This window comes from Pseudomonas sp. UBA6699 (genome assembly GCF_002454615.1).
Classification (GTDB): domain Bacteria; phylum Pseudomonadota; class Gammaproteobacteria; order Pseudomonadales; family Pseudomonadaceae; genus Aquipseudomonas; species Aquipseudomonas juntendi.
Window position 1 is genome coordinate 20,893 of the sequence record NZ_DKJF01000017.1, and the last position, 15,907, is coordinate 36,799.

Consider the following 15,907-nt stretch of genomic DNA (forward strand, 5'->3'; position numbering starts at 1 on the left):
CCTTAGCCCGCAGGGCCACCCACGTAACCGCGCCAGACGACGCCACCCTACTCCCGGGCTTTGGTTGCCCGCTGCCGGCCGGCCATTTGCAGGCAACTATTTTTTTGTCCCCGTGCATCCAATAGACCCCGTGGTGGGTATTGCTGATGGGTGGACCATGACCGCCCAGCCAAATGACCTGTCAGGAGCATTACCATGAGCCATACATACTCCGCTTGCCTGCTCGCCTGCAGCCTTGCCCTGGCGCTGCAGACCGCCCACGCGCAAACCGCCGTGCCCACAGCAGTCCAGGTGCCCGAGGGGCATCGCGTTATGCTGGAGACCGTCGGGGTCGGCGAGATCACCTATGAGTGCCGCGACAAAGCCGATGCGGCCGGCCAGACCGAATGGACCTTCGTTGGACCCAAGGCCGTGCTCAATGACCGTAGCGGCAAACAAGTGGGCGACTACTTTGGTCCTCCCGCCACCTGGCAAGCGAAGGATGGCTCGAAAGTCACCGGCAACCAGTTGGCGCTGGCCCCGGCAGACAAAGGCGCCATTCCTTATCAACTGGTCAAGGCCAACCCGGCCGAAGGTAAAGGCGCCATGCAAGGGGTCAGCTACATCCAGCGCCTGGCCACCCGCGGCGGCGTGGCCCCTACCAGCGACTGCACGGCCCAGAACAAGGGGGCCAGGCAGGTCGTCCAGTACCAGGCCGACTATGTGTTCTGGACAGCCAGGTAACGCGCGCCGGCGCCAACATCCAGCAGCGGATGATCTAAGCTCGATGGCAAGCCCCCGGCTGGATGGCCGGGGTACCTCGCCAGACACAAGGAAGCCGTACACCTTGAATTCGCCTGTCACCCCATTCGACTTCCACCACTGCCTGGAGGCCTGCGCACAGGGTGACCGGCGAGCCCTGCAAGCGCTGTACGATCACGAAGGGCCACGCCTGCTGGGCGTAGCCCGGCGTATCGCGCGTGACAACGCCACGGCCGAAGACATCGTCCACGATGCGTTCATTCGCATCTGGACTGGCGCTGCCAGCTACGACCCCGCGCGCGGCTCGGCGCGCGGCTGGATCTACAGCATCACACGCCATCTGGCATTGAATTCGATACGCGATACCCGGCGCGAAACTGTGCTGGACGATGCCGACATGGCTGCCGTGCCCACCTTGCCGGGCAGGCTGGATGACCTGGCCCTGTGGTCAGGCTCGGCAAAGATTTACCGTTGCCTGGAACAATTGCAGCCCGGCCCGCAGCACTGCATCCTGCATGCTTACGTGGACGGCTGCAGCCACGCCGAAATCGCCACTCTGCTGGGCGCCCCCCTTGGCACCGTCAAGGCTTGGATCAAGCGCAGCCTGAAAGCACTGCGGGAGTGCCTGGAATGAAGCCGGAGACTGACGAAGCGCTGGACACCCTCGCCGGCGAGTTCGTATTGGGCACCTTGGCGCCGGAGCAACACACGGCAGTGGCTGAGCGCCTGCGTACCGACTCAGCCCTGCGCGCCGCAGTGGATGCCTGGGAGTCGCGCCTGCTGGAACTGGCCGCGCTGGCCGCGCCGCAGCCACCGAGCCTGCGCCTGTGGGGCCGTATTCAGCGCAGCCTGAACGAGCTGGAGCCCCCGGCAAGCGAGCGGCGAGCCAAGTGGTGGCAACGCCTGGGCCTGTGGCAAGCACTGACGGCCGCCGGGTTGGCGGCCAGTGTAGTGCTGGCGTTCACCTTGCTGACAACGCCCCCACCCGCGACGCAATTCGTGGTGGTGCTGGTGGCACCGAGCAGCCAGGCCCCGGGTTGGGTGGTGCAGACCAGCGACAGCCGCACCATCGAGCTTCTCCCGCTCGGCAAGGATGCGCTCCCTGAAGGCATGGCCTTGCAGTTCTGGACCAAGGGTCCGCAGTGGGGGGCGCCAGTATCACTGGGCCTGGTCAAACCCGGCGAACCCTACAGGGTCCCCTTGCAGAGCCTGCCACCGCTGGAAGCCGACCAGTTGTTCGAGCTGACACTGGAGAAAGCCGGCGGCTCGCCTACCGGTCTGCCAACGGGGCCGGTCAAGTTCATAGGCCGAGCGGTGAAAGTGATTTGACCCCTTTGCGTGCCGGCCGGCGAGAGACAGAAACGGTACGCCACAGAAAGCCTGGGAATCATGGGCCGTAGCGAGTTAAATGGTGGCCCTTGCTCGATTGCCGTAGCCGGCAGCGCTGGCCGGCCCGGGTAAGCGCAATTGATGCCCCCAATCAACCGCAGTCTCATGAAAAGGAAGTCGCGCCAATGGAAGTACGTTGCACCTCACTGGAAGAAGTCCGCCACGGGATTGATGCAATTGACCGCAGCCTGGTTTCGCTTCTCGCCCAACGTGGCCGACTCGTGGCGCAAGCGGCCGCCTTCAAGAAGACGACCGATGACGTGCGTGCGCCTGCGCGGGTCGAGCAGGTGATAATGAAGGTTCGCGAAATGGCGGAGCAAACCGGCGCGTCAGCCGAGGTGGTGGAGCAGGTTTACCGGGCGATGATCGCGGCCTTCATCAATGAAGAACTGACCACCCACGCGAAGCTGGCCACTGCACCTTCGGCGTCTTAAAAAGCATGCAAGGCGGCCGATGATCAGTCACCGGTTCGAGGCCAGAGCACGGCCTGCGCCACGATCACATCGCTGCCATTGAAGGTGACTGCAGGTGAGCCATGTAACTGGTACCCCATTTCCAAGGCCTCGCTGACCCGCCGGCAGAAGGCGGCGTTGTCGGGGCCGGTCAGCACTCGGTAGATGGGCAGATCATTGGGGGGTTGGCTCATCGCTTTCTTCCTTGGTTCACGCGGCGCGCGTTGTGGCTGATGATCGTGCTGGTGATTCTGTAACAGTTGCATCGATCATCGGTGCTCTACTGTATGCGGGCCAACAGGGCTTGGCTATCGGTGGATCGCGCCAGCGTTTCAGCCTTCCTGGTCGAGGCGCGTTACCGGGGCAGCCCCCCGATAACCCTCGCCTCGTTCAACTCGGCGTACCGTCGCTTCGCCCAGGCCCTCGCGACGTGTTTGCAGGCGAACACCCGGCTCTCTTGGTAGACTGTCGCCTTGTCGCGATCAGTGCGGAACTGGACGGGGTAGCGGGTGCTGCCATCGACCCTTTTCCACGATTGGTACATGTCGTATGTCGGTTGGTACTTTGTACCAAACGCCTGGGTAAAAACGCCTCGAACCCCGAAACCGGTACAGAACACGTTGAACGAAATGACTGCAACATCAGGCTCCCAGCCACAAACCACGCGCCCTGAGCCGTCACGCCGCTTCAGCGTTGCCCCCATGATGGATTGGGCAGGTACTACCCAAAGGCCTTGAATTTCTTGGACCTTAGAGTACCTAGCATTCGCTCGTACCATTTTTGTACCAGCCGCTATTTCGGACCAACATTCTGTACAAAACCATAAACCTGACATCAGCGTCTCCCTTCTTCAGCCGAGCCAAAGCCGTCCTAGGCGACAGAATGGGCTCCGGCGGACCTGTGCTTGGCCACGCCACAAAATCTACCGCCACTGCTATACATCATTTCGCCATCAAGGCATACTGACGACACGGTCAATTCACTAAACATATGGATGTTACAGTGAAAGAAAATATTAGCATCAGAAACTTTGTCGTAATTAAAAAAGCCGATATTGAACTCAAGAAAGTCAACATAATAATCGGTCCTCAGGCAAATGGTAAAAGCCTTATCGCCAAACTTACTTATTTTTTCAGAAACATACCCCATCTCTTTATCGCCAGCGTCAGAGGCTTTGACACTAAGCGAGAGCTTGACAAAACCATACTCGTTGACTTCGAGGAAAGATTCCCAAGATACTCCTGGGAAGGAACCAGCTTCACAATAAGCTATTCAAATGGTGAATTTAGCTTCATCATAGAAGGCAAGCGAAACAACAAAGGAAAGACTAGCCTATCTCTCAAATACTGCGATCTTTTAGTAAAAATCTTCGCGGGCAAAAAGTCTCTATTGCAACGGAAAATTGACGAGACGCGCACAGAGCAAGAAGATTCTCAGTATTTTTCGGAGTGGCAAATACTGCAACAAAACATTTCCAATCCACTGAGAAATGAATACGGATACTTTTTTGGCTCCCCAGTTTTCATACCTGCCAGTCGAAGCTTTTTCGCAAATCTGCAAAAAAGCATTTTCACCTTCCTAGCGTCCAACATTGAAATTGATCCATTCCTTAAAGAATTTGGACGCCTGTACGAACAGTCTAAAAATATTTACAGCGACAAATTTCTCTCTAGGAATGCTCAAGCCGTCCAAGACAACTTTAGAACATCACTTGAAGCGATCGTCAGTGGCAAATACGAGTACCAAGACGATCAGGATTGGATTGTATCCAAAAGCAGAAAAATAAACCTTGCACACGCTTCATCTGGACAGCAAGAGTCGCTACCAATGCTGCTTGTGCTGTCTGTATGGCCAGCCATCAGGTCCAGCGTAAAGTATTCGACGATGTATTTCATCGAAGAGCCAGAAGCACACCTCTTCCCTACATCACAGAGTCGAATTGTTACATTCCTCTCTCAAATCCTTAATATTAATCACTCCAGCATCTTCATCACTTCACACAGCCCCTACATACTTTCAGCGTTCAACAACCTGGTGTTGGCACATGACAAGATCGCGGAAAAAACTATAGACCTAAAAGAATTCCAAAAGATTAACGGTCCAAGCCTACCGATAGCCTTCGAGGATGTATCAGCCTATACCATCTCCGATGGAATTTCCGAGAGCATAGCTGACACGGAGTATCGCATGATCGGAGCGGACATGCTTGATGATATTTCCGAGCACTTCGAGCAAGTAATGAATACGTTACTGACTTGCGGAACCGAAGAATGAATTACACAGCATGCACCCTAAAAACCACAAATCCGATCATCGTTCTTCAGGAAAACAAGAGCCGACTAGAAATTAGAAACGCCCATCGAATAGAGCTAAGTCAAATCATGGTTGACGGCTGCCTTATCGATAAAAAGCTAGAAAAATGCGATTGGCTCATCACCTATGATACACCTAGAAAGACGGCCATATACATCGAGCTAAAAGGATGTGATTTAGACAAAGCCATTTCGCAACTAAAGTCCACCCTAACGCATACAACACCACACCTAAACCAGTACAAAAAAGAGTGTTATGCAGTCACAACCAGAGTGCCTAAACACGGCGCCACAATCCGCAAACGCTGCTTAGAGTTTCATAAAAGCACCGGTGCTACCCTCTCCGTCAAGAACACACCGCAGTCAATAGAGATTGGGCCCTGATAAACCATAAGCTCTGCTGAAATTACACGACTCGGGGCGCACAGGCATACAATCACAAACACCAATTGTGCTGGAGTAGGAATAGAAAAAGGCGCCCAAGCCCCAATAAATAGGGACTTGGGCGCTTTTTGGTATCTGAGCATCAGTGGCTAGATAGGCATGAATTGGCATTGAATGGCGCACGGTTTGCCCCATTTTTGCCCCACGGTTTCCGCCCCCCAATCTGGCTCAACCCTTCTAACCTATTTGCTTGGCCTTTACTGTCTAAGCACACAGCATTGGGCGACTCGGCAATAACCGCAAACATTCTTGATGGGCGACCGCTTCGCCTCAACATGGACATTGTTCGCAACGCAGCAGTACCGCTATCCTCGCAGCTCGTATGAAAAACCCACTAACAAAATTCAGGCGAAAATTGAAACATGAACAAACTCTCGGCAGCCACCACATATCTGCAAACATCCTTTGTCAATGCAGCAACCGATGAGCTTATCCCCAGGGGATATGGAACTGGTTTCTTCACAAGAAAAAATGGAGAGCTATTCCTCGTCACAAACTGGCACATAGTCAGTGGAATAGATCCATCGAAGCCTGAGATGATAGGCGAATTGCCACCTCCACACCTCTTAAAAATTACTGCCATAAGCAAAAAAAATACGCTATCAGAAATCACCTGCCCGCTATATGACTCAGAAATGAATCCAATATGGCTTGAGCACAAAATGGGAGGAAAAGTCGACATAGCCGTTTACCCTCTACCCGATTCTATACAAGATCATTTTCATATTTTTGAAATCGAAAAATTTGCAGAATCTGAAATCGACGAAGCGGTGGGTAAGGATGCCTTCATATTAGGCTATCCTTTCAGCCATGTAGAATTGACAGAGGCTTTCGGGCAATCCACTCCTTATTATCTCCCCGTTTGGAAGCGAGCCAGTATAGCGACTGAGCCGTCGCATCGTTTAGCGGACAGAGTCATATTGCTGGATTCGCTTTCAAGGCCTGGCATGTCAGGAGCGCCAGTCTTAATCTCAGAGGATAAAGCGGTTGTTAAGTTTCCAAATCGTGAAGCTTACGCAGCCGCCAAGCGCTTAGCAGATGGAGATCTAAGTGCCCTTGCCGGATTCGATACAAGCTCGATGAAGCATGGTACCGAGAGAGCATTCAAGCTTCTTGGAATATACTCCGGCGTGATCGGAGACACGAAGCTTGCCCAAACTGCGCTCGGGCGGTGCTGGCATGTCGACGCAATTGAAGAAACACTTACACATCAAAAAAATGGAGAAATGCCATTCCATGCTCCAGTATCTACGCCCGCATACCAGAAACTACTTAAGCAATGCTCGGGGCAGCTAATTATGAAAGATAAAAATGGAGACATCACCAAAAAAATAGAGCTTAATAAATAACTTCAAACCTTGTGTTTGCCTGGTCACAGGGCCGAGCCGTCTCACCTGCATCGTATCGATGCAGCGTGCGACAAATCAGGCTCAACAAGCTGAGTGAACTGCAGAAACGAGTCGTGGCTGGCCTATAGCACACGGATTGAGCGGAAGCCGCGTTGATCCGATACTTTAAAAGCACCGATTCAACGCGGCATATCTCACTTCTGGGATAGCAGCTCAGATGGGCAGGTCCATGCTTGCACTTTCTCTTCGCCCCCGAGAGAAACCACCTTCAAACAGCCGTCAGCGGGCGCGTGCTTATCGAGGGGCGTTTCGATGTAGGTAACTGCGGCCGGAGCATTATCAATTTGCTCCTGACAGCCCTGAGCCTCATTCACGTATGCCTTCAATGCTTCTTCTGGCGACTGAGTTCGGATGGTTCCTGCTACCGTCAACCAATACTCTTGAGCCTTGTAACCTGCACCACGGCACAGGGACAGCGGTGACAGGACACCGAACACATCACCCTCAGATTTGAGAGCCAGCATCTTTTTACTCTGGCCAACCAAATCCGCCCCCACTGGAAGAGCTGACAGACTTCGGATTTCTCCGACATAGACTGTCGTCTTCAAGAGGTAGGCAATCGCTTCCCCGCGTTGTTTCTCGTACTGGCTGATCTCTTTTTTATTGTCTCCTGTGACCTTGTAGCCCTGGTCATTGCAGCCGACCAATGACGTTGTTACCGAAAGGGCCACAGCGGCCAAAAACACAGGACGTTGATACGTCTTCACATTCCCTACCTTCTTCTGGTTGTCCTTAATCTCAGCGCGATGTCGTTGAGGCGGTTCATCCTACAAGACACGCCTTCTACAAACAAAACCCTTCCCAATTCGCAGAGCTGTCAGAAGAGCTGCCCGAGCTGATCCGGCACCCAGTTCAAGATCACCAACTCCCCGGTCACCTCCGCCTGACTCTTGCGTTGATTTGTGTTGCTGTAGCGGATATCCAGGCACTCGAAGTGGAAGCCGTCGAAAGCCCGACGAATGTCTGGGTGGTCATTGATGCTGACCATCACCTTGCCCTTGCAACTGTGCATGAAGTCCGCCATGCGTTCGTACTCCTCGAAGGGAAAATCCACACCATAGCCGGCGGTCTGCCAGTAAGGCGGGTCCATGTAGAAGAACGTGTGCGCTCGATCATAGCGTTCGGCGCAAGCGAGCCAGGACAGGTTCTCGACGTAGGTGCCGGCGAGGCGCTGCCATGCAGCTGACAGGTTCTCTTCGATGCGCAGCAGGTTGATGGCCGGCCCCGTGGTGGCCGTACCGAACGTCTGCCCGGTGACTTTGCCGCCGAAGGCGTGCTGCTGCAGATAGAAGAACCGGGCGGCGCGTTGGATATCGGTGAGCGTCTCGGGGCGCGTCATCTTCTGCCACTAGAAGATCTGGCGAGAGCTGAGCGCCCACTTGAACTGGCGCACGAACTCCTCCAGATGGTTCTGCACCACGCGGTACAAGGTGACCAGGTCACCGTTCAAATCGTTCAGCACCTCCACCGGGGCGGGCTGGGGACGCATGAAGAACAACGCGGCACCGCCAGCGAAGACTTCGACATAGCATTCATGAGGGGGAAAGAGGGGGATCAAGCGGTCGGCCAGGCGGCGTTTGCCACCCATCCAGGGAATGATTGGAGAGGTCATAGGTATGCAAGTCTTTACTGTATAGATAAACAGTTAATAGGCTCGCCGCGCTTTGTGCACAAGGCAGAGGCCACGGCTGGACTTGCAGGAAGGGCCTGCGGGTTCGGTGGGCCGGGCTGGATGTTGACGCATCCGTCCCGGCTCGCCTCTTTACTACTGGGTGACTGCGCGGACGTAGGCCTGGCAGGCCTTCAGCGCGATCAGTCCACGATCACCTTCGTCGGTGATGGTGACAATTCGTTGAGCATGCGCTCGGTCAAGTTGGACGCGTACGGTTCCATGTACCACGCCTCCGGCGCCGGGGGCTTCTCGCACCCCACCGTCACAACTCTGGGCGGCAACGGTTCCAGCGTCGACAAGGACTGACAGCCGCAGATCAGCGGTAGCAAGCCGGTCACGCAGACGAGCCTGAGCTTGTTGAGCATCGTTCATTTCCTTCCAGTGCGTTTTGGTCTGATCCTGCAGGCGAGCCTCCAGGGCGCGGCGCGCACCCTGCTGCTCTGCCAGTTGATTAAGCGCCGCTGCAGCGGCCTCCTCCCGCTCACGGGCGTACACGCGGTCCTTCTCCGCCAGCTGCTTGCCGTAGTCATCGGCCTGTTCGGCGAGCTGTCTCCCGTAGTTGTTGGCCTGCCACATCCAGGCTGCCCAGGCACCGACGGCTAACGCGATCACCAGGGCAGACATGGCAGTCAGGCGAGTGACCCAGGCACTCACTGCAGCACCTCAAGTGCTCGGGCGTAGATCTCTTTGCGGTCCTTCAAACCATTGAGGCCACCGTTGATTCGCTTGGTGAGCTTCTCGAACATGGCGTCATCAGGGTGAGCGATCTTGTCCGCCAGACCGTTCAGGCCTTGCTGCTGCCAGAACCAGCCGGCCGACAACGATGCATAGACAGGCTGCTCGAGCAGCTCAGGGGTATTGAGCAGGCGGCTGTCACCGAACAGGGCTTCGCTGCAGGCCTGGTAGTTACGGCGCCCCGTCACCTGGATGAGTCCACGGCCGCGATAGAGCTGGCCGTCGCCGTCCGCCTCCGGCGTGTTACCCAGACGCTGCGCCAGGCTGCCGGTGTCGTACTTGGACAGGTACCTGGCATTGCCGAGCTCTCGCACATACTGCAGCTGACCCGACTCGTGCCCCACCTGAGCGAGGAACGCCGCCATGCGAAGACGGGTGATGATGGCGTACTTGCCCATGGTGGCATTGAGGCCAGGAACAAAAACGCCGGCTTGGCGGCCGGCGTGGGGCAGGATCTGCTGAATCTGTTTCTCAGTGATTGGCATCGTTGTTTCTCCTGCAAATGGTCGATTACGCCGGCCCCACATCCACCGTGCGCATTGGTTTGTCCGCTTTCTTTTTCTTGCCCTTGGCCATCGCCTTGCCCTTCTTGCCGCCGTTGCACTCTACCGTCGTGGTCCACCCGCTCTGGGTGAAGACCTGCTCCACGCTGTCGACCAGGTACTCGCCGTCCAGCCCCACCTTGAAGCCCAGGGCATTGATGGATCGCTCAGCGAAGAGATCGGTACGCCCTGGCATTTCAAGCCGCACGCCGGCAGTGCTGCGATTGAACGCAGCCAATCGCGCTCTGGCTGCCTGCTTGGCTGCAGACTCGTCTGGATAGATATGGCGGTCGGTATGTACCGCCGGCAGCCCCTCTGGGGCCTCGCCGTTCTCCAGTTCCACCACCTTGAGCACACCGGACTTTTTGTCTTGGTGCTGGGTCTTCACAGCCTTCTGCGTGGTGCGGTCGCCAAGGCGGAACGAATAGCGGACAACGTCGGTACGGTTGAGCGTGACCACGCCCAAATCCCTGCCGCTCGCGCTCTGGCCGCCTTGGCGTGGCATAACCATCAGCTTTCCGTTAGCCACCTTGGCCGTGCAGTCGTACTGCTTGGCGAGCCGCGTGATGAAGTTGAAGTCCGACTCATTGCGCTGGTCGACACGCGGCACCTTGGTTTCAACCTGGCACCCTGGCTCCCAGCCGTTGCGACCCGCCACGTCGGCGACGATCTGGGCGAGCGATTTACCCTCCCAGCTACCGCTGCGCGTGGTCTTGCCACTGCCCCGCATGTCGCTCGCCTTGCCACGCAGGGTGATCGTGTCGGGCGGGCCAGTGACCTCCATCTCATCGACCGTGTAACTGCCGATACGCTTCAAGGCTTTGCCCGCATAACCCAGCAGAACCTCGATCTTGGCGCCACGACTGGGCAGCGTGACGACCTGGGCGCGATCATCGACACGCAGCTCAAACTCGTCCGACTCCATGCCGGGCTTGTCGGAAGTGCGCAACAGCATCAGCCGGTCATTGATCAACGCGGTAATGTCCTTGCCGTCCGCGACAATTTGAAACTCAGGTTTCATGGCCCCTCCAGAAACGATGAACCCCGCTCTGGGCGGGGTCCGTTATGCCTTTGCCGGGCGGTTGCCGGCGCCTGTTGATCAGTCCCAAAACGTTACTTCCTCGACTTCCTGTGGCGGTGCGGTCTTGACCAGTTCACGCACCACCGCGCCAGGCGCTTGCTGCGGGGCAGCATCAGACTTGGCTATTTCAGCCACTGCCGGAGCCTTGGCAACCACTGCAGCACCCGTGTCGTGCGCTTTCTTCCACTCGGCCTGCAGCTTCATGGTCTCGCCAATGGTGGCTTTGAGCACCTTGGCTTTGTTGCCCTTCTCCTCGAGCTTCTGGATGCGGCCTTCGACCGTCTTGAACGCGGCGCCGACCGAAGCTGCGACGGCGCCGCCAATGACCAGCGCTAACTGCATTCTTGCCATCAGTTACCTCCTCAAGGCTCAATCCGTGAGCCACCAGCACATATCCGCGAAGGGCATGTCCTGTATTTCAGCGGCCGAGAACCCCAGCTCAGCAGCCAGCCGCTTGGCCAGCTGCTTTTGCACCTTGGGGTCAAACGCCGTCTTCGCTGACCAGGCGAAAATACCCGGCCTGCAGCCGGCTGTAGTCCTTGAGGGCCAAGCCCTCCAGATCCTTGGTACCGACCTCGGCCAGCGAAGCGAACAGGTTCAGTTCGCGCTGCTCGTCATCGGCACCACCAGTGGCTTGGGCGTTGCGAATGTCGCGCACGGTTGGAGCCCGCAAGGTCATGCGGTCAACCTTGATACCGTTCAACTCGCTCGGCTTGCTCAGGGTCACTGTGACGCCGTCGTCAGTGATCACCAGGTAACTCGGCAGGGGCTTGCTCATCGTGTTTTGTCCTTCTCGAATGGTGGATTAAAGGCCCAGCCAAGGTGCCTCTGAGCACAATTCTCGGGCGCGGCACCAACCAGCGCCTGGCGAGTGCGTACCTGGTGAAGTACTACGGCACCGGCGGGCAGTGGCAAGACATGGGCGAACCGATGCACACCCTGCCGACCAAGGAACGCATGGCGCTGGTCACCGTTGTCCAGGTGCCCAATGAGCTTCTGCCGCCAGAGCTGCTGGCGAAGGCCCGCAAGTGCGCTCACTTCCTGCACAAGTACCTGCCGGAACACTTTCCCGATCTGGTCGACCTGGTGCTACTCGGCGATTACGCACTGGTCGACTTCACCCTGCGCATGCTCAAGGCTCCCGAATTGAAACTTGCCCAGGGTTTCAGCCCCGACTACATCCTTGATCGCGGCCTGTTCGAGAACAAAGAAACCGGCCTGCTGGAGTGGCGCCCGATCAAGAACACCGACCAGATCCGCCTGATCGGCAACAGCGTCTGCCCTGACGAAGCGGAAGACTTGATAGCCGCCAACGCGGAAGACCTGATCGACTTGTACCAGCAGGAGGCCGCATGAGCACGCACCGCCATGATTGGTACATGAGCGAGGCCGACGACGGCGGCCTGTATCACTGCAGGAAGTGCAGGCGCACCCACGAAGGCACTGTCCCTGAAGCCCACGGCTGCCCAATGTCCAACGCCGAACACAACGCCGTCGCTTGGCTTGGCCAGGCCGGGCTGTACCGCACTAGGTTTGACGCCGTGCGCAACTGCGAGCAGTCCGTCACGCCGGTACCCGCCGACGAACTGTTTGAGTTGGCCAGAAAGCAAGTGCTTTGCCACATCAATGGGGGCAGCCAACATGCCTAAACCAACACGCATCTGGCAGTTGATCAGCCTCTTGCTCGCCTTGGCACTAATCACCGCATTGGTCGAGTTGCATCGCAGCAGCATCGACCGAAGCTCAGTGACAGGCACGTTACCGACTGTAAACAGCGCCATGAACCTTGAGCATCTCGACCTCAGTCCGAATGCTCGCCGAGTGCATGAGAGGTATTCGCTGTGATCGACACATCGACATACACCCCAACCACCCGCACGCCCAAGGGCATGCAGCCAATGCTTCGGCCAGCCATGTCGTTCATTTGCGACATCTGCGGTAAGGCTCGCGTGAAGGGCAATCACGACCAATGTTCCAAAACCCGTCAAGCAGCTGGCTTCATCATCATGCGAGGGCGCAAGCCATGAACACTGCATTCATGCTAATGGCGCAATACAACGGACTCGCCATCATCCCAATCGACCAGGTGTGCACCGACTACTTCACCCACCTGACCCCTGAAATGTTTCAGCGGAAGGTTCTTGCCGGACAAATCAAGCTTCCTATCACCAGGCTCGAGGCAAGCCAGAAGAGCGCACGAGGCATTCATATTGCCGACCTGGCGCATTACTTGGATCAGCAGCGGGAGGCTGCCCGCAAGGAGTGTGCGCAATTGAACAAGACACTGCGAGCCGGCTAACCGGGAGATTGCACCTTGCCTGGCCGGGTGCCGGTGCGGGTGCCGGTGCCGGTCGACATCGTCGACGATCAACCCGGACCGGCATTTGGCGAGGGCAGCTAAAGACCCATTGTAGTCACCCACAGGTAACCTGAATCGGCCACTAGGCGTTCCGTTGAATGGGGGTATGCCTCTGTGGCTTGTGATAACGACGTATCGCGTCAAGGGCCTGCTGTAACAGCGTCTCTCCCGCCTTCAGCTTTTCATGCAGGAGCATTTCGTGCTCCAAACGTCCATAAAACTGTGTTACACGCGGTCGCCTCTGGTTTTATGGGCTAGCATCTGAAAGAGCCTCTTCTGAGACGCGACTAGATCTTCCGATAAATGGGATGACGGAATTTGAGGGTACGCCATGGCCGAATTTCTTTGGTTTTTTAGGTGGTTCGCTCTGCTTGTGCCGCTTGGTATTGGCGGGTGTTCTTCAATAAGCCTTGAGTCTGCGAAATCTCTAAGCGCTGCTGGTGAGAGCTTCGCTGTCCAGGCCAAGTCTGCAGTATTTGTTTCGGAGTCTGAATATCAGCTCGCGAGAGATAGCGAAGCGCTGATGCATGGATACTCTGATACAACCACGGATGACCAATACAAAGAAATACTTTCCCTCTCCGATAAGCTAAAAGAAGAACTGTCAAAGCGCGCTGCCGTCCTTGATAAGCTTAGTGAGGCATATAGTGCATTTGGCAGTCTTGCAGCTATTAACTCTACTGGAGACACAGAGTCCGCGATCGATACGTTGGGCGCTTCAATCAATGAGTATGCGATTGCAAGAGGGCAGCAGCCGCCTGTGAAGGCTAGCGTCGCAGGGGTGATTTCTAAGGTCGGAGGGGTAACTGCGGGTGAAATTCAAGAACGGAGGGTTAAAGAGGGAAGTGCAGAAATAAGATTTCGGCTGATTGCATTCAAGGGTCTGCTATCCGATACACTCGTTGCATCTCAGATGCTCAGTTATAAAAGCTATGTTAATTCAAGTTATGGGGCAGCTGTCAGGCAGCTCTGGGATAGTGGGCTTTATGATCCTACTCCGCTGCTAAATGATTTCGGATCCAACTCTTCTATGACAGCACAGAAGGATGCATTAAAAACAATAAATTCTAGCCCGCAGCTGCAGAGAGCTTTTAGAGAATTTCTCTTAAAGCGCCAGGAGCAGAAGTTATCGCTTATTGATGAGTCTTATTATGCCACAATCTCGACTCTGGCGAAGCTGATCGGTGAACATGAAAAGCTTGAAAAGGGGGGGGGAGCTTAATCTGGCTAGAATCAGGGAGCTGACGGCAAGACTAGAAGAAATTGTCTCAATTATTTCTAAGACCAAGGCTAAGGCTAAGGCTGACAACAATTAACGGGAGAAATTAAATGCTAATTGATTCTGATGGAACCCTGACAAAGGACGAGGCTCTTGATTCATTACGGGCTGCCGCAGAGTCCGCTACTAATTCGCTGCCAGATGCTTTCCAGAAGTGCAGTACTGATGATGAGCGAAAAGCGGTGATGAGGCATCGAGATGCCATAGTATTAGCCCATCTGCGAGCACTAGATAAATCTCTTCAGTACAACTCCAAGCCTTTTGAAGATCTTGCTAAAGCATTGTCTGATCACGCCGAAAAGCTAGGACTTCAGGTCAGTAAAACTAAAGATGGCACTGAGGCTATACTGCTGTTCTCTGAACTACTGCAATTAGCTGCCACATTAGCACTTGCATTTGCCTGAGACTGGAGGGCATATGAATAAGTTTCTTTTCTCCTGTTTATCATTATCCCTGTCTCTGGGGCCAGCGTCCGTAGCATACTCCCAGGTTGTGTATGTTGAGCCGATGCGATTGCTTAGTAGTAGTGGAAGAACCGAGCCTGATGGGAAAATAACCAAAATTCTTGTCTCGCTTCTGACAAAGAGGGGCGTCCAGGCCCAAGCACTGGATACATCCGGATCAGCAGGTGTTCAACCCCGCGGAGCATATCTGGTAACAGGTTTTGTTCAGAAAAAACCCTTGTTTGAGCTACCGCCATGTTCTCCAGGATTAGAGCTAATTGGAGAGCCGGAGTTTTCAGCTTCCTTACGTAGTCCGGACGGAACAGTAATCAAACTCAAAGATGTCTCTGGGGATGTCCGATTCGAGAAAAGCGAGGTTTCTTGTCCTGCAATCAAGGTCAACCAAGCTGCTTTAGAGCGGGAGGTATCAAAAGTGCTAGACAAGCTCGCCGGAGAAATTGAAGGTACTGTGAAGTCCGGCAAATAGTGGGTTTGATCGCACGGTTCTGCACTTATGTTTTTTGGAAGTAAACTGCACTCGGCAGTTAGGCTGTAGCGTAGACTGCTTGCTATGCTTATCTAATCGTCTGCGTATGGCCGTTAGCAGCCATTAGCGAGGGTCTGCTTTGGGTCGTAAGCAACCGGTCGAGACTAATTACTGTCGACCCATAGCGCGCACTCCGCAATAGATATGCGATGGTGATCTTTTCACTGTGGTTCCAATTCTGACCATAAGCCACTTCGGCCTATACGGGCCATTAACGTCCCATAGTCTTCAAATTGATGGGTGTTAACCTCAGCCCGGTTCGTCCATGTAGCTTCACATTCTTCGCAGATCCACAGCGGAATCTGTGTAGAGCGGACACGCATTGCTTGAACGTGGCCTTGATCGCACCTTTGGCATTCGATCAGCATGTAAATGATCTCTAAAGGACGTCGGAGTAGCCTGTATCCCATCGGCCGCAATCAAATGCAAGCAGACTCAGTTCGGTCGTCCGCAATGGGTCGAGAGCAGCCGTTCGCGACTGACCGCAATCGACCCACAGCCG

General features: G+C 55.4%; 19 protein-coding genes and 2 pseudogenes. 13 read left to right on the forward strand and 8 right to left on the reverse strand.

Features of this window, described 5'->3' with window-relative positions; all coding sequences use genetic code 11:
- Nucleotides 1-195 precede the first annotated feature (195 nt).
- The 4 genes from B3361_RS02625 (at nucleotide 196) to B3361_RS02640 (ending at nucleotide 2,564) form a co-directional block, all read left to right on the forward strand.
- Nucleotides 196-723, forward strand: a complete 528-nt coding sequence (locus B3361_RS02625) for a DUF3455 domain-containing protein (protein ID WP_009686314.1) — start codon at nucleotides 196-198, stop codon at nucleotides 721-723.
- A 103-nt stretch (nucleotides 724-826) separates the two neighbouring features.
- The gene (locus tag B3361_RS02630) at nucleotides 827-1,375 is read left to right on the forward strand and encodes a sigma-70 family RNA polymerase sigma factor (RefSeq protein WP_009686313.1); all 549 of its coding nucleotides are present in this window, start codon (nucleotides 827-829) and stop codon (nucleotides 1,373-1,375) included.
- On the forward strand, nucleotides 1,372-2,070 hold the full coding sequence (locus tag B3361_RS02635) for an anti-sigma factor (RefSeq protein WP_054904186.1): 699 nt from the start codon (nucleotides 1,372-1,374) through the stop codon (nucleotides 2,068-2,070). The genes B3361_RS02630 and B3361_RS02635 overlap by 4 nt, the downstream gene beginning before the upstream one ends.
- 185 nt (nucleotides 2,071-2,255) lie before the next feature.
- A complete protein-coding gene (locus B3361_RS02640; protein WP_054904185.1) occupies nucleotides 2,256-2,564 on the forward strand; it encodes a chorismate mutase in 309 nt (102 codons plus the stop codon).
- Between the two features lie 23 nt (nucleotides 2,565-2,587).
- Here the strand turns inward: B3361_RS02640 and B3361_RS02645 are convergent, their stop codons facing one another.
- Entirely contained in the window at nucleotides 2,588-2,776 is a 189-nt protein-coding gene (locus B3361_RS02645) for a DUF1737 domain-containing protein (protein WP_009686310.1), read from the reverse strand.
- Nucleotides 2,777-3,584: 808 nt separating this feature from the next.
- Here B3361_RS02645 and B3361_RS02650 point away from each other — a divergent pair.
- The 3 genes from B3361_RS02650 (at nucleotide 3,585) to B3361_RS02660 (ending at nucleotide 6,687) form a co-directional block, all read left to right on the forward strand.
- Nucleotides 3,585-4,856 carry an AAA family ATPase gene (locus B3361_RS02650; RefSeq protein ID WP_054904202.1) on the forward strand — a complete coding sequence of 424 codons (1,272 nt, stop codon included), beginning with the start codon at nucleotides 3,585-3,587 and terminating at the stop codon, nucleotides 4,854-4,856.
- Nucleotides 4,853-5,278, forward strand: coding sequence for a hypothetical protein (locus B3361_RS02655; RefSeq protein WP_156357118.1), 426 nt, complete (start codon nucleotides 4,853-4,855; stop codon nucleotides 5,276-5,278). Before B3361_RS02650 ends, B3361_RS02655 begins: the two co-directional genes overlap by 4 nt.
- A gap of 422 nt (nucleotides 5,279-5,700) precedes the next feature.
- Nucleotides 5,701-6,687, forward strand: coding sequence for a S1 family peptidase (locus tag B3361_RS02660; protein WP_156357117.1), 987 nt, complete (start codon nucleotides 5,701-5,703; stop codon nucleotides 6,685-6,687).
- 194 nt (nucleotides 6,688-6,881) lie between these two features.
- Here the strand turns inward: B3361_RS02660 and B3361_RS02665 are convergent, their stop codons facing one another.
- From B3361_RS02665 to B3361_RS02695, 7 genes and pseudogenes are all read right to left on the reverse strand, one after another.
- Nucleotides 6,882-7,454, reverse strand: a complete 573-nt coding sequence (locus B3361_RS02665) for a hypothetical protein (RefSeq protein WP_054904182.1) — start codon at nucleotides 7,452-7,454, stop codon at nucleotides 6,882-6,884.
- Between the two features lie 110 nt (nucleotides 7,455-7,564).
- A pseudogene (locus B3361_RS02670) lies at nucleotides 7,565-8,359 on the reverse strand (DNA adenine methylase).
- 153 nt (nucleotides 8,360-8,512) lie between these two features.
- Nucleotides 8,513-9,073, reverse strand: a complete 561-nt coding sequence (locus tag B3361_RS02675; RefSeq protein WP_256217066.1) for a lysis system i-spanin subunit Rz — start codon at nucleotides 9,071-9,073, stop codon at nucleotides 8,513-8,515.
- Nucleotides 9,070-9,639, reverse strand: a complete 570-nt coding sequence (locus tag B3361_RS02680; RefSeq protein ID WP_054904181.1) for a glycoside hydrolase family 19 protein — start codon at nucleotides 9,637-9,639, stop codon at nucleotides 9,070-9,072. Before B3361_RS02680 ends, B3361_RS02675 begins: the two co-directional genes overlap by 4 nt.
- 25 nt (nucleotides 9,640-9,664) lie before the next feature.
- On the reverse strand, nucleotides 9,665-10,717 hold the full coding sequence (locus B3361_RS02685) for a phage late control D family protein (protein WP_286920066.1): 1,053 nt from the start codon (nucleotides 10,715-10,717) through the stop codon (nucleotides 9,665-9,667).
- Between the two features lie 216 nt (nucleotides 10,718-10,933).
- Nucleotides 10,934-11,128, reverse strand: a pseudogene (locus B3361_RS02690) (hypothetical protein); the annotation flags it as partial.
- Nucleotides 11,129-11,258: 130 nt separating this feature from the next.
- A complete protein-coding gene (locus tag B3361_RS02695; protein ID WP_054904178.1) occupies nucleotides 11,259-11,555 on the reverse strand; it encodes a phage tail assembly protein in 297 nt (98 codons plus the stop codon).
- A gap of 44 nt (nucleotides 11,556-11,599) precedes the next feature.
- On the opposite strand from B3361_RS02695, the gene B3361_RS02700 reads away from it, so the two are divergent.
- The 6 genes from B3361_RS02700 to B3361_RS02725 all read left to right on the forward strand — a co-directional run bounded on the left by B3361_RS02700 (nucleotide 11,600) and on the right by B3361_RS02725 (nucleotide 15,345).
- Nucleotides 11,600-12,133 carry a hypothetical protein gene (locus tag B3361_RS02700; RefSeq protein ID WP_312158400.1) on the forward strand — a complete coding sequence of 178 codons (534 nt, stop codon included), beginning with the start codon at nucleotides 11,600-11,602 and terminating at the stop codon, nucleotides 12,131-12,133.
- A complete protein-coding gene (locus B3361_RS02705; RefSeq protein WP_256217065.1) occupies nucleotides 12,130-12,426 on the forward strand; it encodes a hypothetical protein in 297 nt (98 codons plus the stop codon). The genes B3361_RS02700 and B3361_RS02705 overlap by 4 nt, the downstream gene beginning before the upstream one ends.
- 374 nt (nucleotides 12,427-12,800) lie before the next feature.
- Nucleotides 12,801-13,076 carry a pyocin activator PrtN family protein gene (locus B3361_RS02710; protein ID WP_054904177.1) on the forward strand — a complete coding sequence of 92 codons (276 nt, stop codon included), beginning with the start codon at nucleotides 12,801-12,803 and terminating at the stop codon, nucleotides 13,074-13,076.
- 391 nt (nucleotides 13,077-13,467) lie between these two features.
- A complete protein-coding gene (locus B3361_RS02715) occupies nucleotides 13,468-14,358 on the forward strand; it encodes a hypothetical protein (protein ID WP_286920067.1) in 891 nt (296 codons plus the stop codon).
- Nucleotides 14,359-14,465: 107 nt separating this feature from the next.
- Nucleotides 14,466-14,819 carry a hypothetical protein gene (locus B3361_RS02720; protein WP_156357116.1) on the forward strand — a complete coding sequence of 118 codons (354 nt, stop codon included), beginning with the start codon at nucleotides 14,466-14,468 and terminating at the stop codon, nucleotides 14,817-14,819.
- A gap of 13 nt (nucleotides 14,820-14,832) precedes the next feature.
- Nucleotides 14,833-15,345: a hypothetical protein gene (locus B3361_RS02725; protein ID WP_156357115.1), complete on the forward strand. Its 513-nt coding sequence runs from the start codon at nucleotides 14,833-14,835 to the stop codon at nucleotides 15,343-15,345.
- Nucleotides 15,346-15,907 lie beyond the last annotated feature (562 nt).